This is a genomic window from Tardiphaga sp. P4_G1 (assembly GCF_056401215.1).
The window spans coordinates 246294-272206 of record NZ_JBFUJU010000009.1 but is presented as its reverse complement, the minus strand read 5'-3'; the positions used below and the strand labels follow the sequence as shown (position 1 = coordinate 272206).

The window sequence follows — 25913 nt, the reverse complement described above, 5'->3', positions numbered from 1 at the left end:
GCCATGATCGCGCAATTGGATAGATTGCTTGCTCCGCCGGAAAGGGTGAAAGGTGGCATCCAAAGAAGGGCACAACCTATTGGACGATTCCGCCAACCAATGCGCGTATTGCGGGTTCACGATGCAATTGGATGCACGCTTTTGCGGTGGCTGCGGGCGGCCAAGGGCTGCTCCAACTGCGCTTGGCGTTCATGCACTCTCATTCCTGCAATCGCAAATCCCGCCAGAACTCGCTGAGCGTATCATGCGGTCCGGCACATCCATGCTGGGCGAGCGCAAACGTGTCACCGTCCTGTTTGCCGACATCCAGCGGTCGACCGAACTCATCGACCAGTTGGACCCAGAAGAAGCGCTGGAAGTTATTGGCCCAGTGCTCAAGCGGCTGATGGACGCCGTGCATGAGCACGATGGGTTGGTCAATCAGACGCGCGGTGACGGCATTATGGCGCTCTTCGGCGCCCCCATTGCGAGCGAAGACCACGCCGTCCAGGCCTGCCGCGCAGCACTGGCTGCAAGAAATGCGATCATCGAATTCAATCGTCTGCATCAGCGCTCGATCAGTATCAGAATTGGCCTGAATTCCGGACAGGTCATCATTCATTCGATCGGCAACAATCTGGCGATGAACTATGACGCCGTTGGAAAAACGGTTCACCTCGCCGCCCGAATGGAAGCGCTTGCCTCCCCTGGCTCGATCAAATTGTCGTCCGACACCTTCCAACTCGCGAAGGGCTTCATCAGCGCATTGCAGCTCGGGCCCGAACAAGCCAAAGGGGTCGCCGAGCCGGTGGAGACCTATGAACTGGTGTCGATGCGGCCGCGCACCCGCTGGCAGGCTCGCTCATCCGGCGGCCTCAGTCCGCTGATCGGACGTCGGACAGAATTAGATTTCCTCAAGAAACTGCTGGATAACGCCGCTGCGGGACACGGACGCGCGGTGACCATTGTCGGCCCTGCCGGGATCGGCAAATCGCGTCTGGTCCATGAGTTCATCGCCAGCGTTCCAGAAGAATGGCTCGTCCTGCAGACGACCTGCGCTTCTCAACGCGCGAACTCCAGCTACTATCCCGTCAGCACGTTGATACGTGAGCTCTTCGGCGTACGCGCCGAGGATAGCCCCGCCTCAGCTGCCAGCCGGACCAGCACCCGTGTTGCCCGCCTCGATCCAAATCTGCCCCCACATCTTCCGGCCATCCTCTCGCTCCTGGATCTCAACAGCGAGGACGAAGACTGGAAAAAGCTTGAGCCATCCGAAAGACGCAACAAGGTCATCGACGCCATGAAGACGCTCGTCTTCTCGCAGGAACGGTTGACGCCCTTGCTCATCCTGATCGAGGACATCCACTGGGTCGATGCCGAAACCCAGCTCATTCTGAACAGCATCATGGGGATGCTCGATAACGCCCGGGTCCTCGTGGTCGTCACGCAACGCCCGGAACGCATCTGGTCCGGCCGAGCGGTTGAACGCCTGGACATCGCGCCGCTCAGCGAACCGGACGGTGATCAACTGCTTGTATCGCTGTTGGGCGATGACGGAAGTCTGGGCTACATCAGACGACGTGTCCTCGCGAAAGCGCAAGGCAATCCACTCTTCGTGGAGGAACTGGCCCAGGCACTCAAAGATACGAAGGTGCTAGTCGGCGATCCGGGCCGCTACAAAGTCAGCGATGGATCGTCTAATATCAAAATCCCCGAGACCATTCATTCCGTTCTGGCATCGCGTATCGACCTACTCGATCAAGCGACGAAATCGCTTTTGCAAATGTCCGCCGTGATCGGCAAAGACATCTCATTGATCCTGCTGTCCGGCATGGTTGGAACTGATCCCGACGAACTGGCTCCTCGTCTTCTGGCGCTCGAGTCGGGGGATTTTCTCAGAAAGGCCACTACCTCCGGCACGGTCGAATATTCGTTCAAACATGAGCTCACGAGAGAAGTGGCCTACGGCATGATGCTACTCAGCGTCCGTCGCTATCTCCACGCCAAGGCGATCGAAATTATCGAGCTTCGATTCGCCGACCGTCTCGACGAACATATCGACCGACTTGCCGACCACGCGTTTCTCGCTGAGCTATGGCAAAAGGCGGTTCCGTATCAGTTGCGGAGCTGCCGTCGAGCAATCAAGCGTGGCGCCAATCAGGATGCGATCGCCATTTACGAGCGTGGTCGCGAAACGCTGGCGCATTGGCCGCCGTCGTCGAAGAAAACCATCTCTGAAATAGATCTGCATCTGACGGTAATTACGGCGCTCGAACCAATCGGCATGCATCAACGGATTGCCGACGTCTTGCGCGAGGCGCGCCGGCTGGCCGAAGAATCCCGGGAACCATGGCGGATTGCGGCGGTGAATTGTCAGTTGACAGTCGCACTCTGGAGACTTGGCTATCACGTCGAAGCCATGACCGCTGCCCAAACGGCACGGTCGATCGCAGAGAAGATCGGCCAACCCGTCCTAACCTTTGCCGCTCTCCACAATGTGGGCATCATCCACCATGAAACCGGCGACTTCACGCAATCGCTTGCGTATCACGAAAAATGTCTCGCGATCGAAACGCCAGAGATCGACGAGAAGCGCGCTGGATGGGCCGCGCTTCCCAGCGTGATGCTTCGGACTTTCATGGCCGATTCACTGATCGATCTCGGTGACTTCCCACGCGCAGAGGCTCTTGCAAAAGAGGCAAGGCTGTTGGCGGTGGCGGCGAACCACTCGTATTCCCGCGCCAACATTAATCATGTTTTTGGTCGGCTCCGGATCGCGCAAGGGCGCCCTGTCGAAGCGCTCGCGCTGCTGAATGAGAGCTGGCAGACATGCCTCGATCTTGAGATGAAACAGATGTACCCGGTCTTCGCGTCCCGGATGGGCGAAGCCTATCTCGCATTGGGCGATGTCGAATCTGCGCTCAACATCCTCGCAGTGCCTGAAAAGCTGGATATTCCGCTCGCTGAACACGCATTCGGCTGGCGCTTTCTGTTCATCGCTCAAGGTCGTGCTTTCCTTGCCGCCGGCCGCAGCAAGGAAGCCAAAGCCGTAGCTGAAAGAGCGCTAGCACTGGCGGAAGAGCGCGGAGAATTGCCACAGCAAGTCTACGCCAAGAAGCTTCTGGGCGACGTTGCCCATATTCTCGATACGAGCAACACGACCACCGCAGAACGATACTATCGCGAAGCGCTCGGTCTCGCCGAACAGTGCTCCATGCAGCCTTACACGACGCTCTGCAACGATGCGCTTGCCACCTTGGTTGCCTGAATCAGACCCTGGCTGCGAGCTCAATCGGCCAGGGCGCGGATGGCATTGATACCCGGCAGGAAAAAGTACGCCCCACCACGCACCGTGACAAAGGGGCGAGGTTTTTCGATATGGAGATTGAACGGTCTCTGCTGAATGACGAGTTCATCTCCGTCATGAGCAACATGGCTAATCGGATCGGTCCCGACGGGCAGTCCTCCGAACTGAGGATTGTTCAGCCACGAATGCTGGATCATCTCGAATTGGCCAGCGATATCGGCGTTCAACGCGATGAACGCGGTCCCGCGCCGAGAACCCTTGCCGATTGTCTCGTCCTGCTCGCCGCGCCTGGCTCCATAGGGCCGGCCGCGCCTGATAATGCGATGCATCTTGGACAGCTTCAGTGCGACATCCGGGTCGGAGCCAATGGCATCGCGCGGATTGGCACGGCGAATATGCGCGCCAATCGGACAGGCCATCCCTGACTCGTCTTCGTAGGCGTAAAGAAAATCATTGCGTTCGGGTGCCGACGGTGAATCGGCGCCGGCACGCACCAGCGGCGCACCGTTGCGGTACCGACCGATCAGCCGTGCCGCAACCTCCTCTGTCGCCTCGACATCGGCTTTGCCATGCATTCGGGTAGCGAGGCTGGCAACAAATTTCTCGAAGGCGTCCACGTCCTGCTCCAGTTGCCGGAACACCAGGTAGGTTCCGTTACGCAGCAGATCGCGCAGATTGGAGCCGGGCTTCACGGATTGGCTGCTGATGCGCTCCCGACGTTCATTGCGATAGCCGAGCACAAATTCGCCTGGCTTGACCAGGGAGATGCGGCGGTCTTTTGCGCTCAGGACCTTGTCTCTTTCGCCACTGCCCGCGAGGGTGTGACAGGACTTGGCTTTTTTCTCGTTCTTGGCGTTTTCCTCGCTTCGGATAGCCAGGGGCGACCCCTCGATGATCGGCTGCGAGATGCCGTCGACGAAGCCGAAATGCTCCTTGGCATCGTCATAGAGGCGGCCATGGACGATGACGGGCCGGCCGTTGCCTTGGTCACCAGTCACAACAACGTCAGCAACGCCGTTCATCGCGCGCTGCTCCGCCTGGACTAGGGCCTGCAACACATGTTCTTCGGATGCATAAAGCAACAGCATGCCGTGCACCTCGGCGGACGGCCCCCATCCACCCCACTCCCATCGGCACGGTGAGCTTTCTCCCGCGTCGCCGAGAAGGCCGGAGCGTCGGGGCATCCGTCTGCCAGACGTCGGCTTCGGCGCCATGCCTTCGAGAAATTCCACGGAGAAGTCCGACAGCTGATGCTCGTCGAGATCTAGCTCCTGGAGGCCGCTGGCAGTGATGGCCAGATTGATCGCCGTCCGATCGCCAACACGCATGGCCTTAAGTGCCCGGATGTTCGTCGGCGGTAACTGCAGATCCGTCGCGCCGTCATCTTCCCCCTCAATCCTGTCCGCGCGCATCAATCGCTCGGCCAGATCGCGCAGCCAGCGCTTGGCAGCATCCCGCTGGCCTGGAAGAAAGTGCCAGGCCACATAGGCGGAGTACGGCAATTGCGGATAGCCGCTTAACAGCAGCCCCTGCACATCATGCCATTCGATTTTTTCCGTGTTCATGGTTTTTCAAAGACGTTGGAGGAATCGATCGATAGCCGGCGAACTCAACGGAGCGAACAGATCTTGTCTGGTATCGGTGTTCGCATTGATGCCGACAACACCGAGCATAGGATAGGCGCCGTACCAGACGATGGTTTCCACCTGGCTCTGCCGCACATAGGCCTTGAACGGCCTCGCATCCTGCGCGCCTTGCCAGAACAGAAAACGCGTGGGCGGAAAACCGTAGCGTTTCCCTGCCGCGTTCACGAACGTATTGGTCCAGATCGCATTCAGCCCCTTCACGGCGGCCAGATCGATGAACTCGTTGAGGTAGCTCTCCCAGGCACCGCCGAAATTGTCGAGAAATAGCAGACGCCGGCCACCATCGATCAGCACCCAGCGCGCCGAGAGGATGGTTGGGATGCCGCCAAGCTCACCCTTGTTGAACCAGAATTTCGCGAGAACATTGACGGCGAACAGGACCAGTCGAAGGATCCAGTATCGAAGGACACCCGGCTTTACACAGGTGATGCTGGCCAGATGATTCTGGTACCGGTTAATTCCGGCTTCCTCGCGCGCATATTTGCGCGCGTTGTCGCGAGCCCGGATCAAAAGACCTGCGGGATGTTCAAACGTCGTCCTGTCGCGATACTCGAGTGCCCCAACCACGCACAGAGCCAGCAGTCCGACGAGATAGCCGGCCATCACGCCGCTCCATCCCAACAGAACCATCAGAAGCCAGCCGTAAGTGAGCGATCTGGCCATTCCAGCCACGTTGCTGATGACCGTTTCCGGCAGCAGCGCTGCAACGAGCAGGACGCCGACCGAGACCAGAAGGAACATGGCGAACTGGATAACATCCAATGCCATACGCCGCAGATTCTCGCGCGTCTTGCTGAGAGGCTGAAGCTCGATCATCAACTGCAGCGATGTCGTGCAATACCAGCCGACGAGCAACAGCCCTCCAATACAGACAAGCTGGAACATGACCACCAGCACCGCACCCAGCGACGTCAGGATCCCACTCGGACCATCCACCAATATCCCGGCCCATGTCGGTGATCTGTCAACGCCGGAGATGACCGCGAGCGTGACAACACCGATGAGCACACCGACCAGCGCGTATCGTGTAACGACCGCTAATTGCAGCGGAAAGCGCCAGAACAGATGCTGGTCGCGGGTATTTTTGCTCGCACTCCGGAGAAGGAGTTCTGCCGCCCGGACCACCAGCCACATCACGCTCAATAGCATCAAGCCGGTCAGCGTTGCCGGCTGTATGACTTCGGTGAGCTGTGAGACCCACGGCAATGCCGATACCTTTGTATCGAGATGCTGCGTTGCGTGACCGACCGCCTCAAGCCATAGCGGCAACACCGCGTAGAGCGCTGATGGTCGATAGCCCAAAGCCCAGCACACGAGTGCGCCCAGAGCGCATGCCAGCAGCGCGACGACGATACCAGCCGCAACAGCGATCTGGGTTCGAAGCGTCATCTGCCATGGCAATTGCGCCGGCTGCTCTGCCCAGCGATTGTCGGCACTGCCGCGAATGCACTCTCGTGTCACGAGATCGAGTAACCCCGCCGGGCGACCGGGCAAGATCGCATCGACGAGAAATCGCGCCGAGAGAAACGACACGATTCCCTTCCGGACGCTATTCTCGCCTTTGACCTGCACCACCGTGCGGCCGGGACTGCCACTAAAGAACGTATTCGCGCCGACGTCATGGCGCTCCCAATACTCCCGGACCAGATTTGGGGTCGTTGTTCCTGACAAGGGATAGCCGACACACCAGCGGTAGACCTCGTCGAAACCAATTGGTGCATACTTTAACAGCTCATCCAGAAAACCCGCTCTCGGGCCATCGAACGTTGCCTCGAATACGAGACAAGGCCCGACCCCGTCGGCAGCGTCCAGGATGACAAAACTACAAAAATGCAGACCTGCAATCTTGTCGAATGGAAACAATGGGCGGCACTCAAGAAACGCTGCCTCACCGCCAAACTGCGGGTCGGCATTGTCGCGAAGATAGCCCCTGCACCATTCCACTTTGGACGGTTCGATCGGCGTGATGATCGTTGTGAAATTCGGATTCAATGGACGGGCTCCGATCCATTCGCATTGAACGTCACGCGCAGCGAGCAAGGTGCTGGCCCGTCATAGCCGACCTGACCGCCCTGTCCGGGCGCGCGCGCCAGACCCGGCAGGCGCATCAGCGCGCGGACGATCTCCAGCATGACCACGTCAGCAATGTATTTGCCGAAACAGTGGCGCGGCCCGAAACCGAAATGAAAGTAACTCTCGATGGGACGATCGCGAAATGTGAGCGGGTCTGGAAATGCTTCGGAATCGAACATGGCCGCCAGCGGCGGTGCCAAGACAAGCGTCCCGGCAGGCACCCGCCGGGCCCGCGGGGTGCCGTTGGCGATGATCGTATCACGCGGGCATGTTCGCACCAGCAAAGGCAGCATCGGACGAAACCGCATGGCTTCATAGATGCAGCCACGTAACGCCTCCCGCGCCGCTGCGAGCTGGCCATTCGGCGCATCAGCGGCGACCGATCCTTGATCGGTGTGGATCGCACGCTCGAGTGCAGCGGACAGTGCCTGAGCATGCGCCAATGCCCCGGCCTGCTCCAGCAACTGATCCACGGCATGGGTGACACCGCGGATAATGGTGGCTCCGCCCGTCGCAACCAGCCCGGTCAGATAGCAGCGAATCCACTCCTCATCAAACCAGGGCGGGTTGCCCGGCTGACCATGGCGGCGCTGCAACCGTGCCAGCAGGCTGTGAGCGGGAATGGATGGGTGCGATGCAGCGGCAGTAGTGGGGCCGCCGGATCCAAGCTGCTGCGTCAGTTGACAGGTCAGATCTGCGATATCGGCGCGAGACCGGCTCCACGGAAGCGAATCAACTGGCGGGTTGACCATAATGATGCCGGCCAGATTCCGCATGACGCCTGCCATTCGCTGCCGGTCTCCATTCAGTGGAGGGACGCCAAAGTATTCGGCCAGGACGGCAACCATCACCGGCTCCGCCAGATCGGCGACAACGTCGATCTGGCCCGAGTCCTTCAATGCCTCGATGCAGGACTGGCAATTCTCGGAAGAGATCGTCCGGATGAGCCGGTCATCAATCTTCTCGACCACGCTCTGCAGCATTTCCCTCTCGCGGGCATGCTGCTCTCGCCCATCGACCGTCATCAGAAACGGTCCCCAGGGCATTCCGGGCTCGATGGTGTCGCCCAGTTCAAAGTCGTCGAAGCGTTCGAGCACCTCGCGTACATCGCTGGCTTTTGTCGCCACAAGGACGTTGCCGACGATCGTGACGGGCCGCACGACGCGCAGCACCGCGAAGACCGCCTTGAACAACCGAAGATGGGAGAGCACATGGCAGGACAGTCGATATTTGACGAGCTCGCCCCACATACGCATGCGCCATCCGAAGCGATCCACAGCGCTGGCGCCACCTGGATCAAGTCCATTGGGATCAGTCAGCTTCGAGCCGGATATGCCGGTTGCCGACTGATCCGGCGTATCGTCGCCGACCACCTGATCCCGGAATAGTTTCAATGAATGTTGATCCTGGCCGTCTGCCGGCAGCACCAGATCCTTGGTCTCGCGAATCCCATGCATCGGTGCGCCTATTCGGCTCGGGTTGGAGTGCTCAGCATTAGAACAAGAGCGTTTGTAGTTGTAGAACTATCTATATTCCATCGAAGACAGCTCGCCAAAACTAGGATTGTTGTCAGACTTGCAAGCCACAACAACCAGCCGCTGGCCAGCGCCATCATGGCCGACACGTTAGCTGCCGCATTTCCCCGCGTCAGTGAACTAGATCACAGACAGCCGTCCATTCATTCGCATAGTAGCCTTATGGAGGCCAAATGCGACCAACGACAACACAACAACTTGCCATCGAAGCCATGCTCAACAGTCTGCTGGGGCCGCGTGTTTACGACCGCTTGTGCCTGGGTATGAAAGTCGGAGGAATGGACGAAGACGTCCTCTACGTCTTTGTCTCGAACGAAGCCTGCGCAGCGGAGATCGAAGCGGTTCACACGGATGACTTCGCTCTGGCCGCCGAGCACGTGCTGAATCAGCCCGTGCGCTGCGTTAACGTCATCCCATATGATTTCTCGGATCTATCGAGCCCATAGCGGGCCCCCCTCACCTTTAAGGGGAACCAGCCTTCGCGTTAGCGAGCTCACTGTCGCCACACGCAGACGAGCCGCCCTTCGGGATGGGGGCTCCCACCTGTCCGGCGTCTAGAAGCTTTTTATCGGGTTGCCGAGCAGCACCGTGACAGCCAACACTACAACGACGCCGTAGAGGATAAACACCCCGAGCGTGAGGCGTCGGTAAATGCGGCGATAGGTTTGCTCCAATTCGTCGACGGATGCCATGCCGAATACCTCCTGATACCCGGCCACTAATGGGCCAAACACCAACGAAGTCATGTGAACCACATCACACCTTGAGCGGCCGCCCCGACGCATCAAGGGTTGCAGGCTCGGCTTCGGCAACAGCCGCTAGCGCCTTCGGCTTGAGGATGGCGATGCTGCCGGGCTCAAGGCGGATCCACCCTTTCAAGGACCAGGCACGAAGTTGCTTGTTGATGCTTTCTCTGGTCACTCCGACCATCTCGCCGATCTCTTGTTGAGTGACGATAAACGGACGGCCGACGTCGGAAGGCTCGTGCTTCGAGGCCAAACCGATCAGCAGGTTCGCTAGCCGCGCAGGCAGGTCCTGCAGAATGACATGCTCGACCTGTTCACTCGTCCAGCGCAGACGGGCGCAAAGCAAGTGAATGAACTTCATGGCCAGCATCGGTTGGGATTCGATAAATGGAAAGAAGTCTCGCCGGTCGATCACGATAAGCTCGCAATTGGTGTGAGCAATCGCATCGGCCGTTCGCGCAAGCCCGTCGAGCAACGCGATCTCCCCGAATACCTCACCTTTCGTCACAAGATTGAGGATGGCGCTGCGTCCCTCAGATGAGGCGACGCTCATCTTGACAGCGCCGCTCACCACGACGAAGAGACTATTGCCGGGATCACCTCTCACAAAGACGGTCGCGCCGCGTTTGAACTTTCGGAAGCTCACATACTGGCATAGTTGATCCAATGCCTTAGCGTCGAGATCAATGAAAAATGGATGACTGCGTAATATCGACAATCGGGGGTTGATCTGTGAAACGCCTCGCGCCATCACAAGTGCTGCTCCATCCCAGAAAAACTCAAAACAAGGCTAGGCACACTGGTATTGTGAAACGAAGCCCCCTCTCAAGAGTCATAGCCTGCCATGAAGACTTTAAGAAGTAACGCAGGATTTTATGGCGAGTAAGCTAGCTTCAGCGAGCGTGGGCTATCCAATGCGCTTCTGACAAACGAACGCCCGCTCGGTTACGGATTCTTCTGCACGGGAAGGCCTCTGCAACTTGGTGTGTCGGCTCAATCGATATGATCGCAGTGCTCACTGATACGAGGTGAATCGGTCAACAAAAATGATCGCTATCCTCTACTTCGACGATACTAGCGTCGTCTCAATCCTTCGATTCTTTCAACTGCCTCATCATGGTCCAAGTTTTCTTCGCCTTCGATTGAGCCGCATTGAACCCGATGATTGAATCAATTCGCGCAGGGCTTTCGCGGCCTGTCGCTTGCTTATTCAGCCTCCTTCTGGAAAACTGGCCGATCTGCCCTGCCCTTGCCGCGCTACACAAGGCGCAAACGCCTCAAGAGGGTGGGCTCGGATATTTTTTTGACGCGCCGACGTGGGCACGCAAGAGAGGTTGCCCGGTCAAAAATGAACCGCTGGGTACCGATTGCGACTTGGCGGTGCAACGCGCCGAAAAAATATTACTACCCGCGTTCGATAGCTGGCTGAGCGGCGGCGAAGATGCAAATCCGGTCGGCTTCGGCGTGGTGATCGGAACGCTGGACTGGATGTTTCACGAGTACCGCCGGACGTGGAAACAGAAAACTGCGAAGCGTTTGCAGCCGTTGAGCCCAGGACAATGCCGCGTCCATGAAACCGGCATCAAGATGATCTGCGAATATCTATTGCGGGACGGCAGGCGGCTTGGCACGCGGCGGGTGTCGAGCATCGATACAGCCTTTGCCGATGATCTGTTTGAGAAGCTGCTCTACAAAAATGTCGATGGCGAAAAAATCGAACGCCGCACTACCGTAAACCACGCCATGAAAACCGCGCGCGGTGCGTGGAACACAATCTCACGGGCGCATCCTCACATGTTTCCGCCGCAAAACTCATTCGAAAAGATGGGCCTGCGATCGACATCGCGCGAGACCCCCGCACGCGAACTTCGATGAGCTGATGGCGTTCCGCGCCAAGGCATTCGAAATGGAATTCGCGTCGCTGGAAACCCGCGTTCTGATCGGCTGGGAATGGCTCCAGCGCAAGGCGCATATTTTCATCCGGTTTATGGCCGAGCACTATCGCCCGGACAGCCACCCGAACCACGTCTACGTCATCAACTACAAGACTAGCACCGGCTCATGGGAACCGTTGTTCGATAAGAAGGGCAAACCGCTCTATCCCCTGCTGATGGCAGAGCTGGATGCCATGAAGGCACTGCGACCAAGAGGCGGCCTGATGCTGCGGCGGGACGGCAGCAGCCTGCCGTGGAGCGGCAAGGGCGAGATGCTGACGCAAGTGGAGCGCATCTCGAAAAAGATCATCATCGCTGCGGGCTTGCGACCTGAGCTAACCTTCACATCGATCGGCACGGCGGGGCCACCGAATCGAAATCCTCGGGACTGACCACATTGCAATTGATGGACAAGGGTCAGTGGTCCTCGGTCGCGGCGATGGCGAAGTACCTGCACGACGACGAAGGCAAGCAGCAAGCTCAGATCAAGCGCATTAAACGGCGCAAGCAGGCGGCCAAAAAGTGAACGTTTGTCGGAATGAATTCGTTGAGCTTGTCGGAATGGAAAGTTCCTGACGCGCTAAGCCATTGAAAATATTGGAGCGGGTAGAGGGAATCGAACCCTCGTATTCAGCTTGGAAGGCTTTCCCGCCCGCATAATCGGGCATCACTGAGCATCACCCGAAAACACTGCAAACATCTTGTTTTATAGGGTTTTTCGGCGTTTTTCGCGAATTATCGTTGCCCTTCAAACCCTTGGTCACTCGGACCATTTTGCCACCAAAGTTGCCACCAAAAGCAACAGATCGTGGAATTTATTCACACGAGTAAATACACCGTGGTACAATTCATTTCAGGCTGCGCGTGGGCGCGGCGTCAATGAAAGGATTGTATGAGCACTTTTATGGCAACCGACTATCTAAGCATCGAGCCGTCAGAACTGCGCCGAAAAGCAGAAGTCATCGCGGTAAGACACGCGGAACGCTGTAAGCCGTCTTATTATGGCGAGCAATTTTGTCCCCACGAATGGGTGGTTACAGCCATCATGGAAGCGTTGGAGACTAGCGCTGCGCTTTCGAATACACGAGGGGAACTGAAAATTGCGTATGGCATCTTGTGGCACGTCAACGCTGGCGTGGATGCGCCATCTGAAGTAGCGCCAATAAGTGTCGCTCCAGAGCGCGGGGTATATGAAGCTCGCAAGGTTCTACGTGGGCTACTGACGCGTCAGGAAATCGGGGAAGGCATCCATTTGGCGCGGGAAGCATTAGCCGCGTCGGGTTCTGTATGAGTTGCGGTTATCAAGGTTCACACTTCGGAGCGCGTTACCCGGATGCTGGATGTGTTGATGGCTACTTGTGGGATTTGGATAGTTGCGATGAACCAGGTGGCCCACTCTTTTCTGGCGGCGATACGCCCTGTCCTTGCTGCAACACACGCGATTACATCGAGTGCGGTGGAAATGCGATTACTGGAAACGCGCATCAGCGCCGAACAAAGCGTCGTTTGCTAATTCGCCAGGTGAAGGCGTGGGCAAGCCGCCACTAACAGATATTCACAGCCGCCCACTAGGCGGCTTTATTATTTTCCGAGGCATACTTTAGGTAGAATACTTGCCACCAGAGTTGCCACCAATTTCTGAAAATCAGAAATCGACACTGCTAACCGATTGAAATCATTGGAGCGGGTAGAGGGAATCGAACCCTCGTATTCAGCTTGGAAGTCTTCGAATTTCGGCAGTGTTTTCAAAACCCATTCCGACATTTTGCAGCCCTTTGGGCGATTGAGATTACTACAGAATTTCTCTTTGTCGGAATGGTCTTGTGAGACTCATGAGCGATCTCCGAGTCGTCGGAACGCATCGAAGTCGCCTCGTCACCGCGGCTGTTTCACGAACGAACGACGTGGCTGACGGCAAGATTTCGAGCGACGAAGCCATTCAAGCCGTTATCGCCTCTTACAAAGGCCGCACGAAAATCTGAATAGCCAAATGTGCAATGTCTATTCGATGACCAAGAACCAGGCCGCCAGTCGAGATCTGTTCAAGGTCGAGCAGGACAGCTCCGGCAACCTGCCTTGGACCGGGCATCTATCCGGACTATATGGCGCCGGTCGTACGCAACGCCGACGGCGGCCGCGAACTGCGCTGTTGCCGTGGGGATAACGATCAACCATTCGCCTTCAACATGCGTGCGGTCCCTGACTTACTGCACCAGACGCCTTCGTTCATCTGGCGTCAGTTGATCTATCGCTGCCTGTTCGAGTCTGCCCGCGCCGAGAACCTGCACGGGGCTTGCTGGATTTTGCGCGCGCTTGTCCTCGCGCGGCGGATTGCGCTTCTTGTCGTCCTCACTCGGTTCCCCGCCGCCATAGCCCAGCACTTCGACGATGATCACCGACGGATTGTTGTTGGTGGCCTGCTTCGGCGTTGCAGTCTGTTGCGTCGCCGTAGTCGCGTTGGAACTCGACAGCGCCGCAGTGATGCTCGGCGCCTGCACGGTCGGAATACCTGAAGACGAGCCCTGCACCGAAATATTCGCCGCATTGACGATCTGCAGTGCGGCGAGATTGATATTGCCGGAGACGCGGATGCCCGCCTCGCCCGCATCGATGGTGCCGAGCGGCGCGATCAGGTCGATGTCGCCGGGCGGCTTTTCCGGGATCGGCCTGAGAGTCGCGATGCCGGCGCCCGCCGAGGGCACCTGCGGCGACAGCGTGACATTGCTATAGATGTCGTAGACACGCTTCGGCGGTGTGTAGACCACGGTGGTCTTCGAGCCGCGGCCGGCATTGATGTCGCCATTAGCGGTCCAGGCGATGATGTTGCCGCCGAAGGTGGTCATGATGCGCGACAATCCCAACAAGACGCTGCCCTGGCTGTAGATCTGGATATTGCCGTCGCCCTGCGTGATCAGGCCCGCCGAGCCCGGCGGTGCGACGCCTTCGGTGCCGATGATCAGCCTGCCGCCGGGCGTGAACATCGAGATATCACCGCCCTCCAAGGTGCGAACGCCGGAGCCTGCGAACATCGTGATGTCGCCGGAATAGACATTGCCGGGAAACAGCGCCGCTATCGCCTCGCGGCCGCGCAGATAACTGAAATGGCGCAGGCTGGCGCTGTTGTTGTATTCGCGACCGCCTTCTGTCAGTTCAGCAAAATAAACCTGACGCAGAAACACCTGCTGCTGCCCCGCTGGCAAAGCGCCAAAGGCGGCGCGCGCCTCGGCATCGGTCCCGGCAAAGCCGGTGCGGTGCTGCAGCCATGTGATGAGTTCCTTCTCATAGGTCTTCGCCACCTTGCCTGATCCTTCCAGCGGCGTGCCGGTCGGCAGCAGATTAGCCGGGTCGAGATAGCGCAGCAGTGCCTGATAGTTCGGCGCGGTGTTGCCGATGCCGGCCTGCATCGCGATGCTGGCACCCGACCGCCGATCGCCCGCGACCGCCGGACCGACCGAGACGACGCTGGCTCTGTCGTCCATCAGGATGTTGCGGCCGGCCGAGATCTGCAGCGTGCCGGGGCCGCCTACATTGAAGCTGCTATAGATGATGTCGTGGCCGGCCTGCACCAGCGACACATCGGTCTCGGAATGATGCACGAACAGATTGCCGGTCGAGGAGAAGTAGGTCTGGTAGTTCGACCCCAGCCCATCCTCGGTGGTCCCGAGCGCGGTGCCACTGCCGACGATGTCGCGCCCGGCCATCATGCTCATCGGGCCTGCGCCCTGATACCAAACCTGTCCGGCCCGCGTCGGATCATTGGCTGCAAAGGTCATGATACGGCCGCTGCTGACACCGACGAGATCGCCATTGACGGCATAAAACCGTGTCGGATCTAGACTGCCCCATTCCGCGCTGGCGGTGTTCGGCCCGAAGGCGAACAGCGGATAGATGCCCTGGCTCTCATACGCCACGTTGCCCGTGGCCGAGAGATTACTGAACGTGGTCCCACCTGTGATAGCATCAACCAGAGTGAAGGCCGGACGAAATGGCGTCGCCAGCGACGATGCCGATGCACTCGATCGGGCCACGGTATAGCCGCCCGCATAGATCGACCCCGATGCCAGGAATTCGAGCTGGCTGTTGGCCGAAGGCGCCAGCAGCAGCGGCGCGTAAACGGACGAGATCGGCGCCGAGCGATCGGAAATCGAATTACCGTAGTAGAAGCTGCCGCCAGCCGCGACGGCGGTGAGGATCGACGGATACATCAGCGCCGAGTCGGTGGAGGGCAAAGCGCTGCCGAGGGTGATCGGCACCAGGTCGCCACCCGCAGAGAACAGGTTGATGGCGCTGTGGTCGGTCCATAGCGAGAACCAGGTGTTGCCGCCGGCCGCGCCGTCGCGCCCATAGGGCGCATCGACGACGGTGGTCACGCGGCCGGGATCGCTGGCGCCGGACAGCACCAGGTCGCTGCCGCTGTTCAGCGTGAAGGCCGAGTCGCCGGGCGCCAGCACCAAGCCGCCAAAAGCTAATGCCCGCGACGCATTCAGCACGTCAAAGGCCCGGCTTTCGCGCGGCGACTGGTCGATCGGCTGGACGCCATAGATTGGGCTCACCATGCCCAGCGCGCCTGCGACGATCCTGGTATCGCCGCGCAGGTTGGTAACCGTGCCGTTGAAACTGGCATCGACATACAGCGAGGCCGGGTTCAGCTTGCCGCCGACCCGCAGATCGAGATCGCCGCCGCCGGTCAGCGTCAGGCTGCCATCGGCGCCGACGCGGCCGGTGCTGCCCACGGCGAGCACGAGGCCCTGGGTGCGCCGGTTGCTGGTCTGATCCTGTGCTTCCACGCCGCTCGATGAGACAACGTTCGTGCCCATCAGCGTGACGATGCCGGCATTGCCGCCCACATCGACGCGGAGATCGCCGCCGCCGAGCGTGCCGAAGCCGGTGAAGCCGATCAAGGTGTCGGCCCTGATGATGCTGAGAATTGACGGCGAGACATAGCTGCCGAAATTGATCGACCATGCGGTGGCCTGATCGGCGCCACCGCCGAGCGTGGATCCGGTGCCTTGCCGCCAAAGCCAGTTACCGATCGTCGCGCTGTTGTAACCGATATCTCGCTCGTTCGGGCGACTGATTCCGCCCGTATAGACCGGTAAGGTCATCAGATCGCCGGTGAGATCGCCGCCCGCCGTGACGGTGAGATTACCGCCGCCGGTCGGATACCAGGCGCGTGCCAGACTGTCGGGACCGCCATTGACGAACTTCTCGTAACCTTGATTACCGTCGGTTAGAACGGTGCCCGAGCCATGCATCGCGCGCGGCAGATTGTATGGATCGCTGGCGCTTGTCGTCGTCGAGGACGTACCGGCCGTGTAGACGCCGTAGAGCGTACCCATTGCCACGTTGCCGGAAGCGATGAGGTCCAGATCGGCGGCGCCTGTTCGAATGACGCTGAAACGTGTGCTGCCGGGCAACAGATCGAACGGAGAGTTTGGATCCGCCGTGCATGATTGCGAATCGTACATACAGGCGTCCTCGTACTGCTGCTGAGACATCGGCGCACCGACATAAATGGACGGATCGCTGGGATCTCCGTACCAGGTGATGCCGTATTCCGACCAAAGATAGGTTGCGCCCGGTCCGGGCACGCCATAGAGGCCGTAGTGATTGTCGGCCAGCGTCAGATCTCCGTGCTTCGCGCGCGGATTGGTCAGGCGGCCGTCGGCCGCATTCGTATCGGCGCCAGCCACAAGCCGCATCGACCACGACTGCGAACCTTCCGGCAGCATCGCCGCCACGGCGTATAATTTTCCGGCCGCCCCGGGCCGCAACTCGATCGACGTCACACCGCTCAGCAATTTAATATCGGTGCCTGCTGGCAGGACTGCCCCCATCGGCAAAGTGAGATTACCGTTCAGAAGGTATTGCGCAGCGGATACGCCCGGCAACGGAACGCCCTTCGGCCAGACCATCGCGGCCAAGCTGGCATTTACGGGCATCTTCCACCCGGCATCGAACTTTGTGCCGACCGGAAGCCTGACGGCGCTCCCGATGATGGTGCCCGCGGGATACAGGATACTGCCGCCGGCATTGCGGATGTTGGCGGTTATGACTGTGCCCGGCACCAAATTCATCACGGCATTGAGAGCGCTGGCGACGGGGATCACCATGCCTGCGGAGAAAACGCGCGCACGGATTGGCAGATCGAAATTCAGCGCTTTGGCGCCGAAGAAAATGGTGCCGGTCGCCAGCACCACGCCGGTGCGCGGGATCGTGATATCGGCGCCGGTGAATTCCTTCCCGGGCCGCAGCACCCAGCCTTTGTCGTCCTGCGTTGCCGGGGGCTGCGCGAAGCCGTCATTGATGCTGCCATAGATGTTGAGATCGCCGCCGGCCCGCAGCGTCAGCGCGCCGGCTTCACCCGATCCGTAAATGCCGGTCAGCTGCGAATGCGGATTGAGGCTGGCATAGCGATAGCGCGACAGATCGAGATCGCCTGTGACAACCAGATCGCCGTCTGCCGTCTTGCTGACGACTTCGACACCCGGACGCAGATGGAAGGCGTCGCGATAAGTCGCATTGTTGAGGCCGGCGAGCTTGCCGTCGACGAGCGTGGCATTGCCGCGCGCCGCATTGATGAACGCCTCGCTGTCCGCATGCTTGCCGTCGAGCCAGGCCTGGTCGATGACCTGATAGCGCCGGCCATTGGCCGCGGGATCCACCGCATAAGGCGCATCGTCATAGCTGCGCATCGCATTGACGGCGACGAAGCGCGCGCCCTGAATGATGGGCATGCCGCCGACATCGATATCGATATCGCCGAAGGTTGCCGCGTTGGCATCGGTGACATTGCCGCCGCTGCCGATCCGTGGCGCGTTGAGGTCGAGCGTACCGCGAGGAATACCGTCGTTCTGCCCGACGGCCGTACCCATTGCGGCATTGGTGCCGTGCCGCAGATCGATGCGGGCGCCCTGCGCCAGCGTCAGCCGGCCGTTGCCCGAGCTGAGTTCGACGATCGCACGGTTCGGACTATCGATGATCATGCCGTAGCTATCGACCCGCAGCGTTGTGCCATGGGCATCGAGCACTGCCGATCCCGCCAGCGTGAGGCCGTTCTTCGCGGCGAGGCGAATGGTGCCGACGCTTTCGCCGCTGGCATCGATGGTGCCGACGACGGTGAGACGCCCGTTGTCGAGAGAGACATTGATCTCGTTCGCCTTCAACTCGTTGCCGATGGTGACATCGCCCTGCTTGATCTGGAAGCTGCGCGCGCCGTAGACGCCGCCGGCATTGAGCCGCGCATTGAGCGCGGCGAAATCGCCGAGGCTTTGCGCGCGCACGGTGGCGCTGCCGGCGCGATACGACACCAGCGTGCCGCCGGCATCGGTGTGGCCCTCCGTCGTGCCGAGGATCGCGCCCTGCAGATCGACCGTGCCGGCCGCGGCATCGAGCGCGATCGCGGTGAGGCTGCCGGCATTGTTGAAGCGCGCCGAAAGGTCGATCACCGAGCCCGGCGCCTGGCGGACATTGCCGGTGCTGCTGTCGAGCGTGACATCGCCGCCCCAGCTATATTTTCTGACATCGTTGAACACGATCTCGCGGCCGCTCATATCGATGCGCGAAGCGCCGGTGAGTGTGATGTCGGTAGTCGATTTGAGCGCCAACTTGCCGCTCGGCAGCACGATCGCGGTCTCCAGCGTGATGCTGCTGCCGTTCAGCGTCAGATTTGCGCCGAGCGCATCGGTCGTCACCGCGCCGGGCGTGCCCGCGCCGACCAGCCGCAGTGCGCCGCCCGCGGTGATGCTGTTGACCGAGCCGCCCTCGCCGGTCACCAGCGGTGCTGTGATGGACAGATTGCCGCCGTTATAGCTGTAGCCTTGTCCGGCCACATAGGCGCCGCGCGCCTGATAGACCGATAGCGTGCCCTGCTGATTGGCGCTGACGCGGTCGGTCGCCGACAGATTAACATTGGCGAAGCCGAGCGCGACCCGGCTGTCGATATCGTTGCCGCTCGGGCGCGAATCGGGGCCGTAGCCGAACACGATGCGATCGGCGGCGACGTTCAGGGTACCGCTGCCGGTGCCCGCGCCGTTGGCGACAAGTTCGCCCGGCGCCAGCGTCGATCCGCGCCAGATGAAATTGCCGGTGCGAATGGTGGCGACGTCGCCGGCAGTGCCGGCGCCATAGATCGCCGGAGTGCTGAGCACGAGATTGGCGAGCGTCGATTTGCCGGTGGTGGGATCGACGGTGTCCAGCGTGACGGTGCCGAAAATGTTGACGGCATTGGACGCCGACAGTGTCAACGTCTCCAGCCCAGGCGCACCATATCGGGTATCGCCGCGCAGCAGCCGATCGAGCAGCGACTGGTTCATCGACAGCCCGCTCGGCAGGATGTTGCGCGCCGCCGCGTCAATCAACACGGCGCTGTCGCCAAGATTGATCCGGCTGACCGAGAGTGTGAGATTGCGGGTGCCGTAACGCACGGCGTCGTCGAGCTGGAACTGGTTCGGAGTCACCAGCGCGATAGTGCCTTCGGAATAGATTTCAGTCTGCCCGCTGCAAATACCGACGTCGCAAACCCCGATGCGCACGCCGCTGGTTGTGACAGCACTCGCCTTAGCCGTATTCGGCACCAGATCAAGCATGCCGTTGGAGACCATCACCTGGTTGCCGGTCGCCGCGTAAACGTAGCCATCCCGCGAATCGTAGGCCGCAGCACCTTTGCCGATGGTGTTGATATGGGCGCCGCGCTCGATGACGATGCCGCTTCCGGTTCTGGTATTTCCGCTGTTGGCCATCAGGAAGACCTCCGGCGCCGATAGCACCGAGCCCTGCCGGAGATAGATGTATTGCGTCTGGTCGTAACTATCGACGAGCCGGCCGCCCTGCCCGTACACAACGAACTGGATTCCGCCGACCACGATGCGCGAGGCGCCAAGCGCGTTGAGCATCGTCGAATCGATCGACACGCCCTGGAAACTGGCCGTGGCGGCTGCACCGCCTGCGACAACCTCGATATCGTAGCCGCCGCCGGAACGGGTGGCGAGCATGACCGCACCGCCATAGCCGCCGCTCTCCGCATTGAACTTTGCGGTGCCGTTGAAGCGGAGTGCGTCGATCCCGGCGCCAGGATTGAGGTCCAGCACCAGGCTGCGCGCGTCCACCGGCAGCATCGCGCGCGGCACGCCGCGCTTCACCGCGTCGGCGAGCGCATAGTCTGCGTAGCCAGTCTCGTTATATTGTGAGAAGCTGCGAACCACGGCGGACGGCGTCAGCACGACCTGGCTGGCGAGACTGTCCCGGATGGTGGTGTTGGCAAAGCCGAGCACGCCGGACGTCAGGTACGACCCGTTGGCGACTAGATTCACCCCGGGGATAGCATTGCGTTCCTGCTGCGCGCCGATCTCGATGCGGAATGCGCCAGGCAACAACGCATAGGTCGAGGGCATCAAGGTGTAGGTGCCGGCCGGGAGTCCGGGCGTGCTGCCATCCAATGTGACCTGGCGTCCGACCAGCGGATTGCTGGCGCCGGCATCCGCGCCGACCGGGGCGTAGTCACCCTTGTAGCCCGGAACGATGGCATAGACGGCATTGCCCGAGGCACTGAATGTGTTCGCGGCATTGGCGTTGCGGAACGACGTGCGCAGGATATCGACCGAACCGCCGCGGCCGCTGATGAAGCCCGCGCCGGTGAGATCGCCGCCACCGGAGAGGTCCAGCAGCGCGCCGGAATCGACGATGGCGCTCTTGCCGCCCAAGGCGATGCCGATCAACAAGGTCGTGGAGCCCGCCCCACCCGCGCCGACCAGCGTCACGTCCTTGCCGTTATATTGGTAGCTCAACCCGTCGACCGTCCCGCCATAGGGCATCACGAGGCCACGCCCGCTCACCGAGGTCAGGCTGCCCGCCAGCAAGCTGACGCGGGTGGAGTTCGACCCCTCGTACTGACCGGTGCCGATCGTCAGCTTGCCGAGCGGCGCGCGAACGACGCCGGCCTGCTCGACAAAGGCGGCCGCCAGGGTCAGGTCACCGAACACCGAGTACGGCACCGTCGGGATCTCGGCCGAAGTCGCCTCGATGCGCAGAATTCGTGCGGGATCGTAGCCGATCACGCCATTCACGGTGTTTTGCCCGACCTGGACCTGCGCGACCGTGCCGGTCGCCGGATAGACCTGCGCCGCGCGCAGTGTGATGCTGCCGGGACTGAGCAGCGACGTGGTGATCGCACCGAAGACAGGCACGCCAGGCACCGGCCGCACGCCCTGCAGGAAGCGCAGGTCGCCGGCGCTTGCCAGGCGTGTCTTGCCGAACGTCAGATTGACGGTGTCGCGAATGTCGATCAGCTTTGCCGCGACATTGAGCTGCACGTCGTAACGGGTGGGATCAGCGGGGATGACCGGGATGCGCGATTTCTGCGAGTCCGGTTCTTTATAGACATAGTTGATCTGGCCCAGCCGTGCATAGGTCGATTGCAGCGTGATGCGCGCGTCCTGCGCGCTGCCGGCGACCGGCATCATCATGTCGCTATAGAGGTTGAGGCTCTGGCCGACCCGCAGGGTCACGTTGCCATCGAAGCCGATGGCGCTGCTCATGACCGCAAGATTGTCGAAGCCGCCGCGCGCAACGGTGTCAGCGCCGAGGCGGCCATAGCCATAGGTCATGGCTGCATCGGCCGCGCCAGCCTGCAGACCCGCAGCGAGTATCGAACCGCCTTGTGTATCGGCGAGGACGATCCGGCGCTGTGCAAGATAAGCCGCGTCCGCCAGCGGGAAATTGGCCGGATCCAATGTCTGGATGCGATATTCGAGCATCTGCAGCGCGACATTCAGGCTGCCGCCCGCCGCACCGGCGCCGCCTGCACGGGCGATCATCGTGCCGTCCAGGAACAGTCCGTTGTTGGAGATCAGCGAAATGCTGCCGCCATTGCTGGCGACATCCACCGCGCCGAGACCGCTGACATCGAGCGTCGCCGCTGTGCCCGACGCGTCGAGCACCGCCCCCGGCCGCACCACGATGAAATTGTTCGAGCCCGGCGCCTGGCCGAGCGCGCTATCGATCTCGCCGCCGATGACGATGCTGCCGCCATTGGCCACCAGACCGTGGCGACCACCCCCCGCGTCGCGCCCGACCACGGCCTGTGCCGCGACGTCGAGCCGCGCGCTTTCGCCGATCCAGATTGACCGGTTGTTGGTCGTTGCCGCAACCTGATCGACCTGGAACCCCGACAGATCAATGGTCTTGAGCGAGATGCTGCCGCCCGCGGCATGCAATGTGCCGTCTACCGTCAACTGGCCGACACTGCTCAGCGAGATGGACTTGCCGGGATCGACCGTGATCACGGCATTCTTGCCTATGCTGAGACCGACCGACGGCAGGTCGCTCGCCAGCAACTGGCTGTTGCCGGCCTGCAGCGTCAGGCTGGCGCCGCCGCGCTGGGTCAGTGCGCCTGTCAGATTATTGGCGATGTAAGCCGGCGGCGTCCAGACTTCGAGGCCTGCAGCCATCGTATCAGCCGGACGATAGACCGGCATCGTGACATCCACGGTCGCACCATCGGCCACGGTCACGCCGCGATTGCCGATGATCGTGTAAGTACCAAAACCCTTGGAGAGGAAATTCGCCGCCAGCACCAGCGTGCCAACTCCAGTGATATCGGACGCTGCACCGATCGTGGCGCGATCGGTCTGCAGGATCAAGCTGCCGCCGCCGTTCATGCCATAGCCGCGCACGTCGCCGGCAAGGGTCAGGTCGCCCGTCGAATCGACGCCGTTGAGATTGGCCCTGAGCGTAACGGAGCCGCCGCGGCCACCCTGGATCTTTCCGGTGCGCAGCATTCCGGCACCCGACGACACATTGATCAGCGCCTTGGCTTCAAGCACGACATCGCGGCTCGATCGCAGCGAGACCGAACCGCCATTAAGATAGGCGAGGACATTCGGATCCTGGCTCGGGGCGTCGAGGCCCTGCACGCCGCTGAGATCGAGCACGGCGCCCGCGCGCACCGCGATCCGCGCTGTTCCGTTCGAGGTCAGGTTGATCGTGCCGAGCGACGCGGAGGTGAAGACATTGGTGACGTCGATCGAACCACCACGGGCGGTGATATCGGCCTTGATCTCGACGATCGGCGCAATGAGACTAAGCGCGCCGCCATTGGCAAGCGTCAGATCGCCGTCGATGGTGATGGTGCCGCGAGTGCCGATTTGCAAACCGCCGAGGCCCTGTTCGGACAGATGCCGGGCGTCAAGCCAAACCGTGTTGGTGCGGCCTGCCGGGAGCACGTCCGCCACACCGAGCGCCATCGTGACGATCGGGACATCTTCGATCCGGACGTCGCTGTTATACAGATCCGGCTGACCGAGCGCGGTATATTGCCCGATGCCCAACGTGCCGGCGAGCGGTGCGGCGTTCTGCACCTGCTTGTAGCCGTCGGCAACATTGGCGGCGCGTGCGCTGTTCTGGCGCTCGCCGGCGACGACATCAGCGATGATATCCGCCTCGAACATCGCGGTCGGCGTCGAAAGATTGAGACGGCCGGCATCGCGGCCCACGGTATAGCCCGCCTCGTAGCGCCAGGACGACGAGCGGTCGAATATGCTGCTCCAGACCTCGGTCAGCTGGTCGGCAATCTTGCCCTGGATATTGTGCTGACGCACGAAGCCGCCAGCGGCGCCGATGAACTTCATATCGGCGGGCGCGTTATCAAAGCTGTAGATGCGACCGTCCGAGCCGATCAGCTTGGTCGAATAGATCCGGCCGCCATCGTAGCTCACCGATCCGCCGGAGATGTCGAACTTGGCGCCCGCCTGCGCGATGACGTCCGGCGCCGCCAGCGTGATGGTGCCGCCCAGCGCCGTCCATTCGCCGATGGTGTGCGCGGTGTTGGAAAGATAGCCGCCGAGTTCGAGCAGGCCGCCCCTGGTGTAGTAGCGATCGCCGGCATAGCCGCCGGTCCCGGCCGGCAGCAGCACGAGATCGCGAATGTCGATCCAGACGTTCTTGTTGATCAGCGCGCCGCTGTCGCGATTGACCGGCGAATCCCGGAGTTCGTTGCCCTGGACGTTGACCAGCACCTGGTTGGCTGACATCGGCCGTACCGTGCCCCGCACGCCGGAGACGTCGATGCTGGCGCCGGTTTCTGCAAAGACGCGCGTGCCGGCACTGACGGCAACCTGGCCGCCTTGCGCCATGGTTTGCGACTGGTTCTGGAAATTGACCACGCCGCCGGTGACGATCTCGACGCGCGACTGGTCCTGCCGGTCCGCCAGAATCGACAGATTGTCGAACGCCCCCGTGGCGCTGGCGGCGCGCAGCTTGTTGGCCTCCGTTGACGCCGCGATCAGCGCGTCGCGCTGGCTATCGAGCGCGGTCTCGCTGCTCTCCAGTTCGGGCAGGATGGCGGTGACACTGCCTGCGCCCAGCGTCACGCTGCCCTGGCGGTCCGCCGCCGAATTGAGCAGATGGATGGTACCGCGGGTATTGACCGAACTGGTCGCCAAGAGCACGCCGCTTTGAGCGAGCGTGCGTCCGGTCAGCGTGATATCGCCCTGCTGCGCGAAGATCACCCCGCTGTTGATGACGCGGCCACTGGTGCTGCCGATACCGATGACGGTCGAGATCTCGATGCCGCGCGTCGTGGATGTCGCGTTGCCCTCAGTGCCGAAGCCGCGGCGCAGGATGAAACTCTCGCCGGCTGCGAGCAAGGTCTGGCCCTTCGGCGTCGAAATGCTGCCGGCATTCTCGACCTCACTGCCGAGCATCAGGACATAGCCGCCGCCGGATGTCACCGACGATGGCGTGCGCGTTGCGATCGACGCACCGGATTCGACGACGACCTTGCCGCCGGCCGCGGTGAAACTCGGGGCGTAGATGTTGCCGGTCTGGGTGCTGTAGATGCCGTTGTTGCGGAACTGGCTATCAGTAATATCGGCCGTCGACGCGATCAGCGACCCGACATTGACCTGGCTGTTGCCGCCGAAAATGATGCCGCTCTGATTGATGACATAGACATGACCATCGGCCTTGATGGTGCCGAGGATCTGGCTCGGCGCTGTGGCGTTGTTGACGCGGTTGAGCGCCACCCAATTGGCATTGCCCTGCTGGTCGAAGGTCAACGTCGTGCGCGCGCCGACATTGAAACTCTGCCAGTTCAGGATCGCCTGTTGCGTGGTCTGACGGATATTGACTTGCGTTTGACCAGCACCATCGACGCCCTCAGTTGGCGCATTGGCGCCAGTCCAGTTGGCGGGCATGTTCGGAAGAAGCCCGCCGGCACCGAGGCCGTTCGGGACATTGACCGGCGCCGTCATCGAGGTTTGCCGCGCCGCTGCGGCAGCCCGTGCGGCGGCCTGCACGCTTTGCATATCCTGCACGGCACGTGCTGCACGCGCCAGCGAACCTTGTGCTTGCCGCGCGGCGGCCGCCGCCTGCTGCGCCGCCTGCGCAGCGGCATCGGACGCGATGTTCGGTGCTGAGAACGTGCCGCCGCTGCTGCCGCCGTTCATGGAACGTGCATGAACCAATGACGCGGATATCAGGAGCGCCACTGCGCTGACCGTGGTCAGCAAAACGCCGTGACGCGAGAAAGCCTGCATTTTATTGATGTGCGACGCCATGATTGCCCCTCATACGGCGCGACCGAAGTCGAACCGAGACCGTTCGTTAGAAGGGACCAAGGAGAACAGCATCAATATCCGCGCCCAGCATCGGCAGCTCTATCGCTGCAATGCCAACCGCCGATGACTTCAACACGC

General features: G+C 61.0%; 12 protein-coding genes. 6 read left to right on the top strand and 6 right to left on the bottom strand.

Annotated elements, in window-relative coordinates; genetic code table 11:
* Window positions 1-52: 52 nt before the first annotated feature.
* A complete protein-coding gene (locus tag AC1DUY_RS22460) occupies window positions 53-3247 on the top strand; it encodes an ATP-binding protein (RefSeq protein ID WP_478117204.1) in 3195 nt (1064 codons plus the stop codon).
* A 20-nt stretch (window positions 3248-3267) separates the two neighbouring features.
* On the opposite strand, the gene AC1DUY_RS22455 is transcribed toward AC1DUY_RS22460, so the two are convergent.
* The 3 genes from AC1DUY_RS22455 to AC1DUY_RS22445 are packed head-to-tail and all read right to left on the bottom strand — an operon-like array spanning window position 3268 to window position 8432.
* Window positions 3268-4851 (bottom strand): Dyp-type peroxidase, encoded by a 1584-nt coding sequence (locus tag AC1DUY_RS22455; RefSeq protein ID WP_120288714.1) that lies wholly within the window; start codon window positions 4849-4851, stop codon window positions 3268-3270.
* Between the two features lie 6 nt (window positions 4852-4857).
* Window positions 4858-6924, bottom strand: coding sequence for a hypothetical protein (locus AC1DUY_RS22450; protein WP_478117202.1), 2067 nt, complete (start codon window positions 6922-6924; stop codon window positions 4858-4860).
* Window positions 6921-8432 carry a cytochrome P450 gene (locus AC1DUY_RS22445; protein WP_478117200.1) on the bottom strand — a complete coding sequence of 504 codons (1512 nt, stop codon included), beginning with the start codon at window positions 8430-8432 and terminating at the stop codon, window positions 6921-6923. The genes AC1DUY_RS22450 and AC1DUY_RS22445 overlap by 4 nt, the downstream gene beginning before the upstream one ends.
* Window positions 8433-8713: 281 nt before the next feature.
* On the opposite strand from AC1DUY_RS22445, the gene AC1DUY_RS22440 reads away from it, so the two are divergent.
* Window positions 8714-8986, top strand: coding sequence for a hypothetical protein (locus AC1DUY_RS22440; RefSeq protein ID WP_147421613.1), 273 nt, complete (start codon window positions 8714-8716; stop codon window positions 8984-8986).
* Between the two features lie 108 nt (window positions 8987-9094).
* On the opposite strand, the gene AC1DUY_RS22435 is transcribed toward AC1DUY_RS22440, so the two are convergent.
* Both AC1DUY_RS22435 and AC1DUY_RS22430 read right to left on the bottom strand, forming a co-directional pair.
* On the bottom strand, window positions 9095-9232 hold the full coding sequence (locus AC1DUY_RS22435) for a hypothetical protein (RefSeq protein WP_176454725.1): 138 nt from the start codon (window positions 9230-9232) through the stop codon (window positions 9095-9097).
* Window positions 9233-9296: 64 nt separating this feature from the next.
* Window positions 9297-10037, bottom strand: coding sequence for a Crp/Fnr family transcriptional regulator (locus AC1DUY_RS22430; protein WP_089267544.1), 741 nt, complete (start codon window positions 10035-10037; stop codon window positions 9297-9299).
* A 401-nt stretch (window positions 10038-10438) separates the two neighbouring features.
* Between AC1DUY_RS22430 and AC1DUY_RS22425 the strand changes: the two genes are divergently transcribed.
* The 4 genes from AC1DUY_RS22425 to AC1DUY_RS22410 all read left to right on the top strand — a co-directional run bounded on the left by AC1DUY_RS22425 (window position 10439) and on the right by AC1DUY_RS22410 (window position 12511).
* A complete protein-coding gene (locus AC1DUY_RS22425; protein WP_441230022.1) occupies window positions 10439-11161 on the top strand; it encodes a hypothetical protein in 723 nt (240 codons plus the stop codon).
* 4 nt (window positions 11162-11165) lie between these two features.
* A complete protein-coding gene (locus AC1DUY_RS22420) occupies window positions 11166-11612 on the top strand; it encodes a hypothetical protein (protein WP_478117196.1) in 447 nt (148 codons plus the stop codon).
* Between the two features lie 5 nt (window positions 11613-11617).
* Entirely contained in the window at window positions 11618-11746 is a 129-nt protein-coding gene (locus AC1DUY_RS22415; protein WP_441230024.1) for a hypothetical protein, read from the top strand.
* Between the two features lie 366 nt (window positions 11747-12112).
* Window positions 12113-12511 carry a hypothetical protein gene (locus AC1DUY_RS22410; protein WP_478117194.1) on the top strand — a complete coding sequence of 133 codons (399 nt, stop codon included), beginning with the start codon at window positions 12113-12115 and terminating at the stop codon, window positions 12509-12511.
* A 913-nt stretch (window positions 12512-13424) separates the two neighbouring features.
* On the opposite strand, the gene AC1DUY_RS22405 is transcribed toward AC1DUY_RS22410, so the two are convergent.
* Window positions 13425-25775, bottom strand: a complete 12351-nt coding sequence (locus AC1DUY_RS22405) for a filamentous haemagglutinin family protein (protein ID WP_478117192.1) — start codon at window positions 25773-25775, stop codon at window positions 13425-13427.
* Window positions 25776-25913 lie beyond the last annotated feature (138 nt).

Excerpts from the sequence above, each read along its gene's own strand:
- AC1DUY_RS22455 (WP_120288714.1), bottom strand. The coding sequence starts at position 4,851 with ATGAACACGGAAAAAATCGAATGGCATGATGTGCAGGGGCTGCTGTTA.
- AC1DUY_RS22440 (WP_147421613.1), top strand. The coding sequence starts at position 8,714 with ATGCGACCAACGACAACACAACAACTTGCCATCGAAGCCATGCTCAAC.
- AC1DUY_RS22435 (WP_176454725.1), bottom strand. The coding sequence starts at position 9,232 with ATGGCATCCGTCGACGAATTGGAGCAAACCTATCGCCGCATTTACCGA.
- AC1DUY_RS22430 (WP_089267544.1), bottom strand. The coding sequence starts at position 10,037 with ATGGCGCGAGGCGTTTCACAGATCAACCCCCGATTGTCGATATTACGC.
- AC1DUY_RS22420 (WP_478117196.1), top strand. The coding sequence starts at position 11,166 with ATGGCGTTCCGCGCCAAGGCATTCGAAATGGAATTCGCGTCGCTGGAA.
- AC1DUY_RS22410 (WP_478117194.1), top strand. The coding sequence starts at position 12,113 with ATGAGCACTTTTATGGCAACCGACTATCTAAGCATCGAGCCGTCAGAA.
- AC1DUY_RS22405 (WP_478117192.1), bottom strand. The coding sequence starts at position 25,775 with ATGGCGTCGCACATCAATAAAATGCAGGCTTTCTCGCGTCACGGCGTT.